This is a genomic window from Actinoplanes aureus (genome assembly GCF_015704865.1).
Classification (GTDB): Bacteria; Actinomycetota; Actinomycetes; order Mycobacteriales; family Micromonosporaceae; genus Actinoplanes; species Actinoplanes aureus.
In genome coordinates this window covers 332,625-348,546 of sequence record NZ_JADQTO010000001.1, presented here as the reverse complement: position 1 = coordinate 348,546, position 15,922 = coordinate 332,625, and the positions used below count along the sequence as shown (strand labels likewise).

Here is a 15,922-nt window from a genome sequence, read left to right as displayed (position 1 = left end):
GGTACATATCGGGCGGGAATCGGCAAGGTAGCCACATCGGCCACACCGGAAACCCGGCACTGTCGGAAGTCGGTCAGTCGCTCTGGGTGATATTCACTGCCGCAGGCCGCGTACCCGATCGAAGACCCTCCTGCGGGCGGCACGCGTCACCCGGAGAAGGGAGGCACGGCCCCGGCGGTTGACCGGGCCGCCAATGCGCGCGCAATGTGTTGGGACAGGGTGCGATGGCGGCGGACCCGAGCCCCTCCGTCGCGCCCGCTCCATGGGAAGGGGCCCACGTGCGGCACGGTGCGTCCGGAAGACCCAGCGACCGGCCATGACCGCGCCCGACGAGCGCGCCGACCACGTACCCGACCGGCCGTCCTGGCGATGCCGCGCCTGCGGTGACCCTTGGCCGTGCGACCCGGCCCGCGAACGCCTGGCCGCCGAACTGAGCCGGGTCGACCTCGCCGTCCTCATGTGGGACCACCTGGAGGAAGCGGCCCGCGACATGCCGAAGGCTCCAGCTTCTGAGCTGTTCGACCGCTTCCTCCGCTGGACCAACTAGCCGGCTTCCGTAGTCAGGGTCTTGTCCGGCCCAACGTGGGTGCTGTCTGGCGGCCGTTGAGACAGCATTCAGCGTGGGCCGAGCAAGATCACCGCTTGAAGTGGTCAGCGTAGGGCGGCCACCGCGGCGTCGGTGCCGCCGCGCCAGATCACGCCGGCCTCGCGATAGCCGGCCGTGCGCAGCGCCTCCACGTGCCAGGCGGCCGGTGGGAACCACTCCTGGTCGTGGTCCTTCGCCGGGTAGATGCGTGCCCGCTCAGCGGCCTTCGGTGCGAGCTGTTCGTCGGCGGCGGCGCGGGCCCACCACTCGGGCCAGGAGGTGGAGGCGCCGGCCGCGTACCGGGCCTCGCGCTTCACCCGCGCGTGATCGCGTAGCTTGCCGGAGAGGATCGGCAGGCTCTCCTCCGGCATGTGGTCGGCGTTCGCGAAGACGCCGCCCGGGCGAAGCACCTCGCGGATCTCCGCGTAGAGCGTGCTGACCCGCTCGGCCGGCAGCCAGTGCAGCGCGGTGGCGGTCAGCACCGCGTCGAAGCCGTCCTCCGGAAGTTTCGCCCGCCAGCCGGAGTCGCCGAGGTCCGCGTCGACGATGGTGGCGCGGTCCCGCAGCGAGGATTTGGCGATCGTCAGCAGCACCGGGTCCTGGTCCAGCACGGTGACCTGGGCGCCGGGGAAACGAGCGAGCGTACGCAGCGAAATCGTGCCGGTGCCGCCGGCGAGGTCGAGCAACCGCGGTGGCCTGCCCTCGGTGATCGCCGCGACGGCGTCGAGCATGGTCGCGAACCGGTGCTCCCGATCCGGTATGAAAGCTTCCTGCTGACGATTCCAGCTCTCCTGCCAGACCTCCGGGTCATTCAAGTAAGCAGTCATGGCCCATACGGTAGTTACTTTGGTCCACCTTCGACACCCCGGCCCGCGGGGGAGGCTGGATCAACGACCGGTTGTCGCCCGCTGGTCGGTGAGGCGTTCGGCGAAAGCCTTCAGGTCCCGGCGTTCGATCGCGGCGGCCATCAGGTCCGGGAACGCGTCCGGCGTACAAGCGAATGCCGGAACTCCCAGCGCCGCCAGCGCCGCCGCGTTCTCGTGGTCGTAGGAGGGCGCGCCCTCGTCGGAGAGGGCCAGCAACACCACCACCTGTACGCCCGCCGCGGTCATCTCCGCCACCCGCCGCAGCATCTCCTCCCGGATCCCGCCCTCATACAGGTCGCTGATCAGCACAAAGATGCTGTCCCGAGGCCGCGTGATCAACTGCTGGCTGTACGCGACAGCCCGGTTGATATCCGTCCCCCCGCCGAGCTGCGTCCCGAACAGCACCTCCACCGGATCGCTGAGCTGCTCCGTCAGATCGACCACGCTGGTGTCGAAGACGACCAGCGAGGTGCGCAGCGATCGCATCGACGCGAGCACCGCGGCGAACACTCCGGAGAACACCACCGACGCCGCCATCGACCCGGACTGGTCGACGCAGAGCACCACGTCGCGCTGCACCGAGGTGCCGCGTCGCCCGTACCCGATCAGCCGTTCCGGGATCACGGTGCGGTGTTCGGCCTGGTAGTGCTTGAGGTTGGCGAGGATCGTCCGGTCCCAGTCGATGTCGGCGTGCCGGGGCCGGCTGATCCGTGCGGCCCGGTTCAGCGCGCCGGTCACGGCCGCCCGGGTCTTCTGCTCGATCCGGCGTTCCAGCTGCTCGACGACTTTCCGGACCACCTGGCGGGCGGTCTCCTTGGTCTTGTCGGGCATCACCCGGTTCAGCGAGAGCAGCGTCCCGACCAGGTGCACGTCCGGTTCGACGGCGGCGAGCATCTCCGGTTCCAGGAGCAGCCGGGTGAGGTCCAGCCGCTCGATGGCGTCGGCCTGCATGACCTGGACCACCGTGCTGGGGAAGTACTCCCGGATGTCGCCGAGCCAGCGGGCCACCTTCGGCGCCGAGCCGCCCAGTCCGGCGGAACGCTTGTCGGACGGCCCGTCGCCGCCGTCCCCACCGTCGTAGAGAGCGGCGAGTGCGGCATCCATCGCCCCGTCCCGGCCGGCCGCCGCACCGAGCGACTCCTCGGCCGCTCCGCCGAGCACCAGCCGCCACCGCCGGGCCCGCTCCCGACCGGCCTCTGTTCCCCCAGTCACCACGCCTCCCGTGCGGGGTCGATCACGGCGCCTGCCGGGTGGTCGGCTGCGTCTGCTGGGACGAACTGCTGAACAGCATCTGCATGCCGGTGTCCAGGCTCGGCTTCTCGTCGAGAGGCTCCTCTTCCGGAGGGCTGCTGAACCACACGTCCGGCACCTGCGGCCGGCGTTGCTCGACCACCGGCCCGTCCGCTGCGGTCCGCTCCGGTTCGATCTGCTTCTCGATCATGTTTCCTCCGATGAACTCGGGCCGCCGGCATGGGGCCCGAGGGTGTTATAGGTGGGTGTGCCCGGGTCGCCGGTCTTCGGACCGGGGGTTGGAAGGGCGGGCGGAAGGATTGGTGCGGCCGGACGGTGGCGTGACGCACGGTTGCGGACAGTGTCCGGCTCGACGGGCGGAAGAGCGAACGGATTCGAGCCCCCGGCACGCAGTTCGCGCCCGAGCAGGGCGCTGAGCACCGGCAGCACCGTCGCCGCCCGCTCCGGATCAACGGCGCCGGCTTCCGCCCCGCGTTTCGCGCGGTCACCCGCCACCCGCTCGCCGATGGCCCGCCGCTCGCCGGCGTCGAAACCACCGAAAGTACGGCGTAGCAGCGGCAGCACGTCGTCGAAGGCGTCCGCCGGGATGTCCGCCAGCCAGTCGTCGACCAGCGCGAGCAAGGCGTCGTCGTGCACCAGCAGCAGTCCGCCCCCGGAGAGGAATCCTTCCACCCATGCCGCGGCGTGGGCGGGCGGGGTACCCACGGTCAGCGGGAGCCGCATCCGGCGGCGGACTTCGGCGGCGTCCAGCCGGCCCGCGTCGAGCAGCAGGCGGGTCAGCCGGCCGGCCGGCAAGCCGTGCAGGTCGGGCCGCGTGGCCAGCGACTCGATCGTGGTGAACCACAGCTCGCGCAGCCTCTCGTCGGCGAGCAGTCCCACCGCCTGGTGCACGCCGTCCACACCGTCACGGAACTGCTTCGCCGCGTCGTCGGAGAGCGAGCCGGCCGCCGACGGCAGCCCGGCGCAGACCCGGCCGAGCAGCCCGGCGGTCACCGTGGCGAGCCCGGCCACATCGGTACGCCGTACGTCCCCGTACCGCAGGGTCCGGGCGAGCGCGGGGATCGCCGCCATCAGGTGGTGCACGTCCGCATCGAGCGCGGCCCGGGTGTCCAAGGCGGCGAGCACCGCCGGGTACGCGTCCGCCAGATCCGCCAGCAGGCAGGTCTCCACGAGCCCGGTGACCTCGGCGAGACTGCTCGCGGCCCGGGCCTGCCGGGTCACCCGGGCGGTCGCCGCCGCGACCACCGTCGTGCCCCACATGCTGCCCTCGACCAGCCGCACCGCGAACTCCGGCTGCCAGCGGATCCGCCACTCCTCCCGGAACGTTCCGGTGCTCCGCCGGGTGGTGCGCTCGCCCCACGGCACGTCCAGGACCCGGAGCCGGTGGAGCAGCCGGCTGCGGCGCAGGTCGTTGTCGCGGCGCAGGTCCAGGTCGAGGGTGCGCTCGGTGGGCTCCGGCTTGAGGCGTACCGAACGCTGCTGTGCGGTGAGGTCGCGGGCGAGCGGGACGGCCGGCATCTCGTCGGGCACCGCGCCGAGGCGTTCCCCGACGACCAGGCGCCGGGAGATCAGCTCGGTGCGGAGCGGTTCGCCGTCGCACATCACCGCCTCGGCGGCCTCGGTGACCTCGGCCAGCCCGGCGAGGGGCCGTCCCCGCAGCGTAGCGAGGGCCTCAGCGAGCCGGGTCGCCTCGATGACGTGCGCCGACGACGTCGGTACGCCCTCCGCGCGCAACACCCCCGCCGCGTCCACCAGCCACCGCGGCACCACCTCGTCAGCCGACGTGAACAGGTGGTGATACCACCCCGGCGACCGCACCCCCGCGCCGTAACCGGACCAGGACGCCAACCGCCCGTACGTCCACGGCACCCAGGTGATCGCGACCTTCCCCTTGCGGCGGCCCTTGAGCAGCGCGGTGTCGTCCTTGACCGGCACCTTGCGGGCGAGCGCCGGCACATGCCAGGCCCCGCACACCACCGCGATGTCGTCGTGCCGGCGCCGCTCCTCCCGCAGTACCGTCCGCATGTACGCCTCGCGGAGCAGATCGTCCGGATCCTCCGGCGCGCTCTCCCGGATGGCCGTCATCGCCTCCGCGATCGCCTCGAAGACCGGCACGCCCCGGTGCTCGACGACGTCCTCCCACCAGCGTTCCGGATCGTCGTACCCGGCTGCGGCGGCCAGCTCCCCGATCGGATCGACCGGCCGCACCGGCGCCGATTCCGGAGCCTCGACGTCTGCGGCCGCCGAGAAGAGAGAGTCGGCGGGCTGCGGCGGGACGTCCCTGGCCGGGCCGGAGCGGGGGGCGACCCGGTACGCGTACGGAAGATCGAAGAACCGCACCGGCACGTCGTGCCGGACCGCCCAGCTGATCGCCTGCCATTCCGGGGAGAAGACGGCGAACGGCCAGAACGCGGCCCGTCCCGGATCGTCCACCGCGTACCCCAGCAGCGCGACCGGTGGTTCCAGACCCTCGTCCGCCACCCAGCGCACCAGGTCGTCGGCCTCTGGTGGGCCCTCGACCAGCAGCACGCCGGGCGGGTGCGCGTCCAACTCGCGGACCACGGCCCGGGCCGAGCCGGGCCCGTGGTGCCGGATCCCGTAGAACCGTTCAGGCATCGCGGGCAGCCCGGTAGAAGTCGCGCCAGCCGTCCCTCTCGCGGACGACGGTCTCCAGGTACTCCCGCCAGACGACACCGTCGGAGACCGGGTCCTTGATCACGGCGCCGACGATCCCGGCGGCCACGTCGCCGGGGTGCAGGGTGCCGTCGCCGAAGTGGGCGGCGAGCGCGATCCCGTTGGTGACCACCGAGATGGCCTCCGCGGTGGAGAGCGTGCCGGTGGGGGACTTGAGCTTGGTCCGGCCGTCCTCGGTCATCCCGGACCGCAGCTCGCGGAAGACCGTGACGACCCGGCGGATCTCCTCCAGCGCGGCCGGCACCTCCGGCAGTTCCAGCGAACGGCCGAGCTGGGCGACCCGCCGGGCGACGATCTCCACCTCGTCGTCGGCGCTGGCCGGCATCGGCAGCACCACGGTGTTGAACCGGCGGCGCAGGGCGCTGGACAGCTCGTTCACCCCGCGGTCCCGGTCGTTGGCGGTGGCGATCAGGTTGAACCCGCGCTGAGCCTGCACCTCCGTGTTCAGCTCCGGCACCGGCAACGTCTTCTCGGAGAGGATGGTGATCAGGGCGTCCTGCACGTCGGACGGGACCCGGGTCAGCTCCTCGAGTCGCGCGATCGCGCCGGTCCGCATGGCCCGCATGATCGGGCTCGGCACCAGGGCGGCGTCGGTGGGGCCCTCGGCGAGCAGGCGGGCGTAGTTCCACCCGTACCGGATCGCCTCCTCGGCGGTGCCCGCCGTGCCCTGCACCAGCAGCGTCGAGTCGCCGGAGACGGCCGCCGCCAGGTGCTCGGAGACCCAGGTCTTCGCGGTACCCGGTACGCCGAGCAGCAGCAGCGCCCGGTCGGTGGCGAGGGTGGCGACCGCGACCTCGATGAGGCGGCGTGGGCCCACGTACTTCGGGGAGATCTTGGCGCCGTCGCCGAGCAGGTAGGTGACCACGGCCTGCGGCGACAGCCGCCAGCCCGGCGGACGCGGCCGGTCGTCGGCGGCAGCGAGCAGGGACAGCTCCTCGGCGTACTGGTCCTCGGCGTGCGGTCGCAGTGCGGTCACTGAAGCTCCTGAAGCATCTCGTGGCGGTAGGTGAGGGTGCGGGCCAGGTCGGTCACCGGCCGCACCCGGGTCGGGTCGACGAGCTGGTCCAGCTGGGCGGCGAGCCGCCCGGCCAGATCCGCGTACGCCGGGGGCATGGCGAGCGCGGCGGTCCGGCACAGCTCGCCGAGCTGCCAGGTGTGCCGATCGGTACGCGCCCGGGCCGCGACCGTCTCCAGCACGGTGGCCGCGAGATGGTCCGGCCACGGGCCCGGGTGCAGGGCGAGGAGCCGATGAGCGGAGCCGTCCCCGGCCCGCAGCGCGTCGGCGGCGAGCCCGGCCAGCCGGTCCGGTGGCAGCACCAGGTGCAGGTCCCAGCGCACCGCCTCTCGCAGTGTGCCGGAGTCGGTTTCGAGCAGCGCGACCGCCCAGGCAGCGTTGCGCTGTGTGACGGCGGCCTTGGCCCAGCCGTGCAGCAGCGGGTTGGCCCAGTCGTGGCCGCGGGCCACCGCCAGGTAACCGGCCGGCTCCAGTTCGGTCCAGGTCTCCAGCGGAGTGCCCGCCACCACCTCTTCCAGCAGCCACGCCCCAGCACCGATGCCGCGCACCGGCGCGGCACCGACCCCATCCCGGCGCAACGCCGGATCCAGCTCCTCCGGCGGCTCGACGACCAGCCGCGCCGGGCCAGGCGGCGAAACAGCGGCGCGCGCCGGGCCGGCCGGGAAAGCGGCGGCGGGCGCCGGGCTGGGCGGGGAGGCGGCGGGCGCCGGGCTGGGCGGGGAGGCGGCGCGCGGCCGCCCGGGCGATGCGTAGCCGATCAGCCGGACGGCGGCATGCGCCCGCTCCGCCATCCGGCGGCCGAGCTGTGCGCCCGGCAGCTGCCGGAGGAGATCCAGCGCAGCCTCGCGAACCTCCTTGCGGCGATCGTCGAGCGCGGTCTCCAGCAACGGCTCGTCCCGTAGCGACAGCCCGGTGGCGAAGGTGGTGAGGAAGCGGGCCCGGTTTTCCGAGGACTCGCTCCTCCAGTCGCTCTCCACGAGCTCCCTGGCCTGGTCCGGATCCGTGCGCCGCAGCGCGGCCAGGTGGCTGAGCCGCTCGGAACCGGTGGCGGTGTGCCAGTCCGCGATGCTCACCGGGACGGCCTCGTCGAGGAGCCAGCTCCAGTCGCCGCGCTGCTCGGCCAGCCAGGCGCCGCGCCGCCCGGCCACCAGGGCCAGCTCGGTGCGGATCGTGGTGTTGCGCCGGCCGGCGTCGAGCAGGGCCGGAAGCATCGCCGGTGGCACGAGGCCACCGCGGGCGGCGGCCGCCGCCAGCCACTGCGCCAGGAGCTCCTGCTCCAGATGGCTCCCGCCGGGCGCCCCACCGCCGAGGATCCGCGCCAGCCGGGCCGAAGCGGCGGAAGGCAGAAGCGGGGCGGTCTCCGCGGGCGCGGCGGGAACCGGCACCCGGCCGATCTCCGGAACGATGCCGGCCCGGCGGCAGGTCAGAGCAACCGCAGCGGCCTCCAGCAGCGCCGAAGCCGCCGACCACCCTCCACCGGTCACGCCAGGAGGGACCTCGCCCGCCGGGCCGCTCGCGGCGGCCGGCCCACCCGCCGGGGCGCCGGCGACGGCCGGCCCAGTGGCCGCAGCGCCCATCTCGACCACCAGTGACCCGGCGTGCACCGTCTCGCTGGCCCACGGCCGCCGCCCGGTGCCCACCAGAGCCGCCGCCAGCAGCTCCGGCGGCAACTCCGGCGCGCGCCGCGCCCCGAAAGCCGGAACAGGCGCACCCGCGGGCACGAAGGAGCCGTCCACCCAGGCGGCCAGGGGCCGCAGCCCGGCCGGCGACCACTCCGCGGCCACTGTCGCCGGCGCCGCGCCCGCCGCGGCGAGCAGCCACCACGGCTCACCGTGGCCGGGCGCCAGCGGCAGGGCATCGCCGGCCGCGTCCACCAGGTGACCATCGGACGCCGGGATGACATCGGCGAGCAGCATCGGTGCGTCGAACCGCCAGGGCTCCGCGGCCAGGATCGACGCCCAGCCGGAGAGAGCCGCCCGGATCGGGCCGGCGCCGTCGGGCGAGGCGAAGGGCTCGGCGGCGGAGACGCGCTCGGCGACGAGCGCGCGCAGCGGTGCCGAGCCGGGGTAGAAGCAGAGGTCGCCGCGGAATTCGGTGCCCGGCACCAGGTCGGCGGTGAGCGCCTGGCCGGGTGCCGCGAACGACAGCACCAGCGCGAACCGGCCGGTCGCGGCGCCGCGCAACCAGGTGCGCCGGGTGGTCAGCGCGCCGTCGTCGGACTCGGTCTGGCCGAGGACCTGCCAGCGGTCGGTGACGCGGGGACCGGACAGGACGTCATCGGTCGAGGTGGGAAAGCCGATCCGGGAACGCACGGTCGCGGCCAGGGGTGCCGCGAGCGAGTCGAGCCGGTCATGCGCGGTGACCAGCAGCCGGAGCATCGCGAGCTCGCCGAGAACCCGGTCGGCCCACTGCGGGCCGATGCCGGCGACGCCGGAGAGCCGCCGGAGCGCACCGGCCGGACCCGGGGCCTGCGCGTCGACCAGGCGGGCCGCCATCGGCTCGAACGTCTGCCGGCCGGCCCGGGCGAAACCGGCCAGCCCCTGCTCCACCTGGTCGTCGAGCCAGCGGCGCAACTCGGTCATGCCGCCGGTCACCCGGTCGGCCCGCTCCTGCGCCCGTTTCGCTGCGGCCACCGGATCGGGTGTGGACGCGGCGCGTGGCTTGGCCCGCGCCGCCCGTGCCGCCTGCCAGGTGGTGGCGAACTCGGGTGCCGGCCCGCCACCGACGCCGGAGGTGGCCCAGACCAGCAGCAACCCGAGCACGTGCTTGCAGGGGATCTTGCGGCTCGGGCAGGAGCACTTGAACGCCGGACCGGCCAGGTCGGCCGCCACCTGATAGCTCCGGCAGAGGCCCCAGAGGATCTCGTCTAGCCGGCCCGTCGCGGAGAACTGACCGGTGACGCCCCGTGCGTTCCGGAGCGAGCCGGGGTCGGGTGCGAGAGCCTCGACCTGGGGGATGGACCATCGTTCAACGGGCACGATGAGACCCTAGGCCCGGGGTACGACGTTTTCGCATCGGAGGAGCGGGCATGCGCGTGATCGTCTTCGGGGCGACCGGGATGGTGGGTCAGGGCGTGCTGCGGGAGTGCCTGCTCGCGCCGGACGTGACCGGGGTGCTGGCGGTGACCCGTACGCCCACCGGCCTGCACCACCCGAAGCTGCACGAGGCCATTCTCACCGACCTGGCCGATCTGACCTCGATCGAGGCGGACCTATCGGGTTACGACGCCTGTTTCTACTGCCTCGGCGTCTCCTCGGTCGGCATGGACGAGGCCGCTTACACCCGGATCTCCTACGACTTCCCGATGGCGGCCGCCCGTCCGCTGGCGAGGCTGAACCCGGACCTCACCTTCGTCTACGTCTCCGGAGCCGGCACCGACCCGAACAGCCGGCTCATGTGGTCCCGGGTCAAGGGCCGCACCGAGAACGAGATCATGGCGCTCTTCCCGAACGGCTACGCCTTCCGCCCCGGCTTCATCCAGCCGACCTACGGCGTCCGATCGAAGACCGGCTGGTACAACACCGCCTACGCCCTCACCGCGCCGCTCCTGCCGATCCTGCGACGCGTGGTCCCGAAGCACGTGACCACCACCGACGCGGTCGGCCGGGCCATGTTGCGCGCCGCTCGCACCGGCTTCCCGAACCGGGTGGTGACCAGCGCGGACATGCGTTGACTGTCCCCACATGACGGCACCGGCCGCGAGAACCATGCCGGCCAGCTGCACCGGGGTCAGCGACTGCCCGAGCGCGGCCCAGCCGACCAGGGTGGCGGTCACCGGTGACAGCTGGGCGAGCAGCGAGACCCGCGAAGCGGGCAGGCGCTCCAGACCGCGGAACCAGATCGTGTACGCCAGCGCCGTCCCGATCAGCGACAGGTAGGCGTACCCCGCGAGGTTCGTCGCGGAGAGCGACCCCGGCACTCCCTCGACCATCAGCGTGATCGGGATGAGCAGCAGGCCGCCTGCGGTGAGCTGCCATCCGGTCGCGGTCAGCAGGGAGACCGCGGGCCGGCCCCACCGCTTGGTGAGAACCAGGCCGAACGCCATCGAGGCGGCACCGGCCAGCCCGGCGACCACGCCGATCGCGTCGAGCCGGGCGCTCGCGGTGAGCACGGCGAGGCCGACGCCGGCGGCGCCGAGCACACCCGCGAGCACGGTACGCACAGCCACCCGCTCAGCCAGCAGAAGCACACTGAGCCCGGCCACCAGCAGCGGCTGCACCGCGCCCAGAACCGCCGCCATGCCACCGGGCAGCCGGTACGCCGTGACGAAGAGCAACGCGAAGAAGATCCCGATGTTGAGTGCCCCGAGCACCGCCGACTTCCACCACCACGCCCCCTTGGGCAGCTCCCGGGTGATCGCCAGCAGCAGGAGCCCGGCCGGCAGGGCCCGCAGCAGACCGCTGAGCAGTGGCCGCCCGGGCGGGAGGAACTCGGTCGTCACCGCGTACGTCGTCCCCCACACGGCGGGGGTGAGCGCCGTGACCAGCAGGATCCGCATCGGAACTCCCTCGATAGAAAGTATCTCGATGTAAAGATAAACTTGTTCGAGAAGCTTGTCATCAAGAAAATGGTGTGATGAGCGACGGCGTGGACCGGATCCTGGAGCAGTGGGCACGCGAGCGGCCCGACCTGGACACCGAGGCGATGGGTGTGTTCGGCCGGATCTACCGGCTGGCCCGGCTGGCCGGCGACGCCGTCGAACGTGCCTACGCCGCCTACGGCATCGGCCGCCCCGAGTTCGACGTCCTGGCCACGCTGCGCCGCTCCGGCAAGCCGTTCCAGCTCTCCCCGGGCGCGCTCTCCGCCTCGATGATGCTGAGCACCGGCGGCACCACCGCCCGGGTGGACCGCCTGGAGAAGGCCGGGCTGGTCGCCCGCTCACCCGACCCGGAGGACCGGCGCGGCGTGCTGGTCCGCCTCACCGAGAAGGGGTTCGAGGTGGCCGACCAGGCGGTCAGCGCCGGCCTCGCCGAGCAGCAACGACTCCTCGGCCACCTGCCACCGGCGAAGCGGGCCCAGCTGGACTCCCTGCTCCGCGACCTCCTCAACGACCGCTAGGGCCTTCCGAGTCAGGCCCTAGCGACCGCTTCCCCGGGCTGCGGCGGGCCAGGGGGAGTGCCGTCTCCGAACGGCCGCCCACCCAGCGCCTCCCGCCCGTGCGGCGTCAGCCACCCGCTCAGATCCGGCCCGTCCGGCACGATCCCGGTCGGATTGATGTCCCGGTGCACCTCGTAGTAGTGCCGCTTGATGTGCCCGAAGTCGATCGTGTCCCCGAACCCCGGCGTCTGGAAGAGATCCCGGGCATAGGCCCACAGCACGGGCATCTCGCTGAGCTTCTGCCGATTGCACTTGAAGTGCCCGTGATAGACGGCATCGAAGCGCACCAGAGTCGTGAACAGCCGGACGTCCGCCTCGGTGATCGTGTCCCCGACCAGGTAACGCTGCCCCTCCAGCCGCGCGGACAGCCAGTCCAGCCGCTCGAACAGGCGCGCGTAGGCGGTGGAATAGGCCTCCTGCGACCCCGCGAACCCGGCCCGGTAGACCCCGTTGTTGACGTCCTTGAAGACCACCTCGTTCACCGAGTCGATCTCGTCCCGCAACGCCGCCGGATACAGCTGCGGCGCTCCCGCCCGATGGTGTTTCGCCCACTCCACCGACAGGTCGACGGTGATCTGCGCGAAGTCGTTGGTGACCACCTTCCCGGTCGGCACGTCCACGATGGCCGGCACCGTGATGCCCTTGTCGTAGTCCGGGAACCGCGCCAGGAACGCCTCCTGGAGGCGCTCGATCCCGAGCACCGGATCCCGCCCGCCCGGATCCAGGTCGAAGGTCCAGCTCCGCTCGTCATGCGTCGGCCCGCACACGCCCATCGAGAGCACGTCTTCCAGCCCGAGCAGCCGCCGCACGATGATCGACCGGTTCGCCCACGGGCACGCCCGGCTGACGACCAGCCGGTACCGGCCGGGCTCCACCGGATACCCGTCCCGCCCGTCGGCGGTGATCCGGGTGGCTATGTAGCGCTGATCACGGGTGAACTCACCCGACGGATTCACGTAGGCCATGAAAACCCCAATACCCCGAATTCAGGGGTACGCCCATGCGAAGTCCCCCGACTACCGCGCGGTCGCCTGCCACCCCAGGCCGCCCGGCGACCGCCGGGCTGATGCGGTGGCCTACCACGTTCGTGGTACGCCTCCGGGGCTCTCCTTCCGTACCGTGTCGACATGCGGCGCTGGATGACCGACGTGGGGCCGGCGGTCCTCGCCTTCGCACTCGCCACCGCCCGGGTGGCCGTCGCGCCGGTCCTCCCCGCCGACCGCGCACCGGACACCCTGGCGTACGCGCTGGTCGCCGCCATGGCGCTGGCCCTGCTCCTGCGGCGGCGGCTCCCCGCACTGACTCTCGCGGCGGTCGGGGCGCTCTTCATCACCTACCACGTGCTCCGCTATCCCGGCGGCGCGCCGGCCGTGCCGGTGTGGATCGCCCTCTATTCGGTAGCGGTCGCGCCGCACCGCCGTCTCGGCCTCACCTTCGCCGGTGCACTCGTCCTGCTGGACGCCCACAGCCGGATGGCCGTCTCCGGCGTCGGCCCGCTGGACGCGACCCTCGACGGCTCGACCGGCATCTTCCTGGCGGCGCTGCTGCTCGGCGAGGTGGTGCGCGGCCGCCGGGCCCGGCTGGCGATGGCCGACGCGGAGCGGGAGCACCAGCTCACCCAGGAGCGGATCCGGATCGCGCGAGAGCTGCACGACGTCACCGCGCACACTCTCGCGGTCGTCGCCGTGCAGGCCGGGGTGGCCGCGGAGATCCAGCGCGACGACCCGGAGGGGGCCCGGGCGGCGCTGGAGACGGTCCGCCAGGCGGCCCGCGACGCGATGGCCGAGCTGCGGGCGGCGGTCGGTGTCCTGCGGGACGGCAGCCGCGAGCAGCCGCTCACCGACCGCCCCGCGGCACCCGCGCCCACCCTCGACCGCCTCCCGGAGCTGGTCGCGGACACCGGAGCGGTCCTGATCCGGGAGGGAAGCCCGCGTCGGCTGCCGCGGGCGGTGGAGGCGACCGCCTACCGGATCCTGCAGGAAGCGGTCGCCAACGCGGTCCGGCACTCCGGGGCGGGACACATCGAGGTGCGGGTGGGCTATCAGCCGGACGGCCTGTCGCTGGCCGTCGACGACGACGGCCGGGGCGGCGGCGGACCGCCCGGCAACGGCCTGCGGGGCATGGTCGAACGGGCTCGCGGCCTGGGCGGATGGCTGCGCGCCGGCCCACGTGGCGAAGGCGGCTTCGAGGTCCGCGGCTGGCTGCCGGGATGACGGTGCGTGTCCTGATCGCCGATGACGAGGCCCTGGTCCGGGCCGGCTTCCGGGTGCTGCTCGAGCGCGTACCGGAGATCGAGGTGGTGGCCGAGGCCGGCGACGGCGACGAGGCGATCGCGCTGACCCGGGCGCACCGGCCGGACGTGGTGCTGATGGACGTACGCATGCCCGGCACCGACGGTCTGACCGCGACCCGCCGGATCCTCGGCGACGACCGGCTCCCCGGCGTACGGGTGATCGTGCTGACCACCTTCGAGCTGGACGAGTACGTCTACTCCGCCCTCCAGGCCGGCGCCGTCGGATTCCTGCTCAAGGACGTCAGCCCGGACGAACTGCGCCACGCCGTCCGGGTGGTCGCGGCCGGGGGCGCCCTGCTGGCACCCGCCGTGACCCGCCGTCTGATCGCCGCCTTCGCCAGGCCGGAGGGCTCCGGTCCGCCGCCCGCGGTCCGCACGCTCACCGCCCGGGAGCGCGAGGTCGTGGCGATGGTCGCGGACGGCCTGTCGACCTCGGAGATCGCGGATCGGCTGCGGATGAGCCCGGCGACCGCGAAGACGCACACCAACCGGGCGATGACCAAGCTCGGCGCCCGGGACCGGGGTCAACTCGTGGTCTTCGCGTACCGCTGGGGGCTGGCCCGGGTACCACGACCGTGGTAGCCGCCCTGCCACGCTCGGGGAATTCCGTCGGCGTCGATCGTTCATAGCGTCGGCCGCATGTTCATCATTCTCGGTCCGGCGCTCATTCTCGCCGCCGGCTTCTTCACCAAGGGTGACGGCCCGGACGCCACCGGCGCCACCCTCGTCAGCATCGGTCTCGGCTGCTGGCTGATCGGCTTGATCGGCGTCTACCAGCAGCTGCGTCCGCGCGCACCCCGCTACGTCGCGGTCGCACTCCCGATGACCGTCTTCGGGGTGATCGGCGGGGTCGCCTTCAGCGTGCAGGCGCTCCACGAGGTGATCTTCGGGATCTCGCACGAGAGGGCGATCGAGCTGCTCAACGCGTACCTGCTGCCGGCGAACGTCCTCTACTGGCTCTGCGGCCCGCTCTTCCCGATCTCACTGATGCTGCTCGGCGCGCTGCTGCTCAAGCTCCGGGCCACGCCGGTCCCGGTGGCGTTGCTTATCGTGCTCGGCGGCCTGCTCTTCCCGCTCAGCCGGATCACCCGCGAGGAGTTCCTGATCCACGCGGCCGACCTGGTGCTCCTGCTGCCCTTCCTCTACCTGGGCCTGCGTACGCTGCGGCCCGCGCCGGACAAGCCCGCTCCGGTGCCCGCCGGATAACCGGAGCCGGCCCAGCGTGACGCGCCAGCCGGCGGATCCGGCTGGCGCGTGGCGGCTGGTTCATCGACTGCATGGGCCCGGCGGTCGCGCTGGGGCCCGGTGTGGCTGGTGGCCGCGTGGACCTCCGGGGACGGCCGGAAATCCGGCGGGACGGCCGCTGACGCGTACCCCTCAAAGGTTTTGAATCAGTCGCGGGCGCCGGTCAGCTGCGGCCGCAGCGCGAGCAGGACGCCCAGGGCGGCGTAGCCGACCAGCAGGTGGGTGGCGCCGACGAAGCGGCCGACCGTGATGCCGAAGATGCCCATCGCGGGGAGGGTGATGAAGACCCAGCTCTCGGCGATCAGCGGGTACCAGCGGGCCAGGCCCTGCCAGCGTCCGGCGAAGGCGATCTTCACACCGATCACCAGCATGCCGAGCATCGACAGCGGCCAGAACACGTCCAGGATCGCCAGCCACAGGTCGTCCCGGAAGGACGGTACGAGACCGTGCAGCACGGTCCACAGCGTGGCGAGGCTGAGCAGGACCATCTCGACCCGGAGCATGGCCCGGGCGGCCCGGGTGACGCCGGTCGCGCCGGTCCTGAGCTGCACGGTCACCAGGGCGAGGAGGGCGAACTGGGCGGGCAGCGCGCCGACGTCGATGATCGTCATCTCGGTCGAGTCGGTGCTCTGCGGGTTGAAGGCGAAGTACGTCGCCGACCAGAGGGCCGCCCCGAACGCCACCGCCCACCCGGTCCGGCGGACGGTCTTCGTGCTGATAGAGGTGGTGGCCTGGTCGTCGGTGCGGGCGGGGGCCGGCGTGGTGCTGATGCTCATTTCGTTTCCTCCCGAGGTGTTGACGGGGAGAACTCTGGTCGGGACGTGTCCCGGGCGGGCAGGGCCGCGCGCCACCGGTCGCGTCCTCTGCGATGTCCC

Annotated in this window: 14 protein-coding genes and 1 pseudogene; 6 read left to right on the top strand and 9 right to left on the bottom strand. The window is 72.9% G+C overall.

Translation table 11 applies throughout. The annotated features are described in order from the left end of the window. Positions 1-316: 316 nt before the first annotated feature. Positions 317-547 carry a hypothetical protein gene (locus tag I4J89_RS01610; RefSeq protein ID WP_196411969.1) on the top strand — a complete coding sequence of 77 codons (231 nt, stop codon included), beginning with the start codon at positions 317-319 and terminating at the stop codon, positions 545-547. A 104-nt stretch (positions 548-651) separates the two neighbouring features. On the opposite strand, the gene I4J89_RS01605 is transcribed toward I4J89_RS01610, so the two are convergent. Genes I4J89_RS01605 through I4J89_RS01580 form a run of 6 tightly spaced genes read right to left on the bottom strand, consistent with a single transcriptional unit; the run spans position 652 to position 9,390 of the window. Further along, positions 652-1,413 carry a class I SAM-dependent methyltransferase gene (locus tag I4J89_RS01605; RefSeq protein ID WP_196411968.1) on the bottom strand — a complete coding sequence of 254 codons (762 nt, stop codon included), beginning with the start codon at positions 1,411-1,413 and terminating at the stop codon, positions 652-654. A 60-nt stretch (positions 1,414-1,473) separates the two neighbouring features. Then, positions 1,474-2,664, bottom strand: coding sequence for a VWA domain-containing protein (locus I4J89_RS01600; protein WP_309238144.1), 1,191 nt, complete (start codon positions 2,662-2,664; stop codon positions 1,474-1,476). A gap of 22 nt (positions 2,665-2,686) precedes the next feature. Continuing rightward, positions 2,687-2,893: a hypothetical protein gene (locus tag I4J89_RS01595; protein ID WP_196411967.1), complete on the bottom strand. Its 207-nt coding sequence runs from the start codon at positions 2,891-2,893 to the stop codon at positions 2,687-2,689. Continuing rightward, a complete protein-coding gene (locus I4J89_RS01590) occupies positions 2,890-5,319 on the bottom strand; it encodes a DUF5682 family protein (RefSeq protein WP_230858162.1) in 2,430 nt (809 codons plus the stop codon). The genes I4J89_RS01595 and I4J89_RS01590 overlap by 4 nt, the downstream gene beginning before the upstream one ends. Further along, positions 5,312-6,373 carry an ATP-binding protein gene (locus tag I4J89_RS01585; protein ID WP_196411966.1) on the bottom strand — a complete coding sequence of 354 codons (1,062 nt, stop codon included), beginning with the start codon at positions 6,371-6,373 and terminating at the stop codon, positions 5,312-5,314. The genes I4J89_RS01590 and I4J89_RS01585 overlap by 8 nt, the downstream gene beginning before the upstream one ends. After that, positions 6,370-9,390, bottom strand: coding sequence for an SWIM zinc finger family protein (locus I4J89_RS01580; RefSeq protein ID WP_196411965.1), 3,021 nt, complete (start codon positions 9,388-9,390; stop codon positions 6,370-6,372). The genes I4J89_RS01585 and I4J89_RS01580 overlap by 4 nt, the downstream gene beginning before the upstream one ends. A gap of 50 nt (positions 9,391-9,440) precedes the next feature. Here I4J89_RS01580 and I4J89_RS49190 point away from each other — a divergent pair, with 50 nt between their 5' ends. Then, positions 9,441-10,085, top strand: coding sequence for an NAD-dependent epimerase/dehydratase family protein (locus I4J89_RS49190; protein ID WP_230858161.1), 645 nt, complete (start codon positions 9,441-9,443; stop codon positions 10,083-10,085). Between the two features lie 69 nt (positions 10,086-10,154). Here the strand turns inward: I4J89_RS49190 and I4J89_RS49185 are convergent. Beyond that, positions 10,155-10,910, bottom strand: a pseudogene (locus I4J89_RS49185) (EamA family transporter); the annotation flags it as partial. A gap of 77 nt (positions 10,911-10,987) precedes the next feature. Here I4J89_RS49185 and I4J89_RS01570 point away from each other — a divergent pair. Further along, on the top strand, positions 10,988-11,470 hold the full coding sequence (locus tag I4J89_RS01570; protein WP_196411963.1) for a MarR family winged helix-turn-helix transcriptional regulator: 483 nt from the start codon (positions 10,988-10,990) through the stop codon (positions 11,468-11,470). 11 nt (positions 11,471-11,481) lie between these two features. Here I4J89_RS01570 and I4J89_RS01565 read toward each other — a convergent pair whose 3' ends face one another. Then, on the bottom strand, positions 11,482-12,474 hold the full coding sequence (locus tag I4J89_RS01565) for a glutathione S-transferase family protein (RefSeq protein WP_196411962.1): 993 nt from the start codon (positions 12,472-12,474) through the stop codon (positions 11,482-11,484). 162 nt (positions 12,475-12,636) lie between these two features. Between I4J89_RS01565 and I4J89_RS01560 the strand changes: the two genes are divergently transcribed. From I4J89_RS01560 to I4J89_RS01550, 3 genes are read left to right on the top strand one after another with little or no spacing between them, the layout of a single operon-like run. Further along, positions 12,637-13,722, top strand: coding sequence for a sensor histidine kinase (locus I4J89_RS01560; RefSeq protein ID WP_196411961.1), 1,086 nt, complete (start codon positions 12,637-12,639; stop codon positions 13,720-13,722). Then, positions 13,719-14,384 carry a response regulator transcription factor gene (locus tag I4J89_RS01555; RefSeq protein WP_196411960.1) on the top strand — a complete coding sequence of 222 codons (666 nt, stop codon included), beginning with the start codon at positions 13,719-13,721 and terminating at the stop codon, positions 14,382-14,384. The genes I4J89_RS01560 and I4J89_RS01555 overlap by 4 nt, the downstream gene beginning before the upstream one ends. Before the next feature lie 57 nt (positions 14,385-14,441). Then, the gene (locus tag I4J89_RS01550) at positions 14,442-15,008 is read left to right on the top strand and encodes a hypothetical protein (RefSeq protein WP_196411959.1); all 567 of its coding nucleotides are present in this window, start codon (positions 14,442-14,444) and stop codon (positions 15,006-15,008) included. A 185-nt stretch (positions 15,009-15,193) separates the two neighbouring features. Here I4J89_RS01550 and I4J89_RS01545 read toward each other — a convergent pair whose 3' ends face one another. After that, positions 15,194-15,823 carry a hypothetical protein gene (locus I4J89_RS01545; protein WP_196411958.1) on the bottom strand — a complete coding sequence of 210 codons (630 nt, stop codon included), beginning with the start codon at positions 15,821-15,823 and terminating at the stop codon, positions 15,194-15,196. Positions 15,824-15,922: the final 99 nt, after the last annotated feature.

Coding starts and splice junctions, on each gene's coding strand:
- I4J89_RS01610 (WP_196411969.1), top strand. CDS start 317: ATGACCGCGCCCGACGAGCGCGCCGACCACGTACCCGACCGGCCGTCC.
- I4J89_RS01605 (WP_196411968.1), bottom strand. CDS start 1,413: ATGACTGCTTACTTGAATGACCCGGAGGTCTGGCAGGAGAGCTGGAAT.
- I4J89_RS01595 (WP_196411967.1), bottom strand. CDS start 2,893: ATGATCGAGAAGCAGATCGAACCGGAGCGGACCGCAGCGGACGGGCCG.
- I4J89_RS01590 (WP_230858162.1), bottom strand. CDS start 5,319: ATGCCTGAACGGTTCTACGGGATCCGGCACCACGGGCCCGGCTCGGCC.
- I4J89_RS49190 (WP_230858161.1), top strand. CDS start 9,441: ATGCGCGTGATCGTCTTCGGGGCGACCGGGATGGTGGGTCAGGGCGTG.
- I4J89_RS01570 (WP_196411963.1), top strand. CDS start 10,988: ATGAGCGACGGCGTGGACCGGATCCTGGAGCAGTGGGCACGCGAGCGG.
- I4J89_RS01565 (WP_196411962.1), bottom strand. CDS start 12,474: ATGGCCTACGTGAATCCGTCGGGTGAGTTCACCCGTGATCAGCGCTAC.
- I4J89_RS01560 (WP_196411961.1), top strand. CDS start 12,637: ATGCGGCGCTGGATGACCGACGTGGGGCCGGCGGTCCTCGCCTTCGCA.
- I4J89_RS01555 (WP_196411960.1), top strand. CDS start 13,719: ATGACGGTGCGTGTCCTGATCGCCGATGACGAGGCCCTGGTCCGGGCC.
- I4J89_RS01550 (WP_196411959.1), top strand. CDS start 14,442: ATGTTCATCATTCTCGGTCCGGCGCTCATTCTCGCCGCCGGCTTCTTC.
- I4J89_RS01545 (WP_196411958.1), bottom strand. CDS start 15,823: ATGAGCATCAGCACCACGCCGGCCCCCGCCCGCACCGACGACCAGGCC.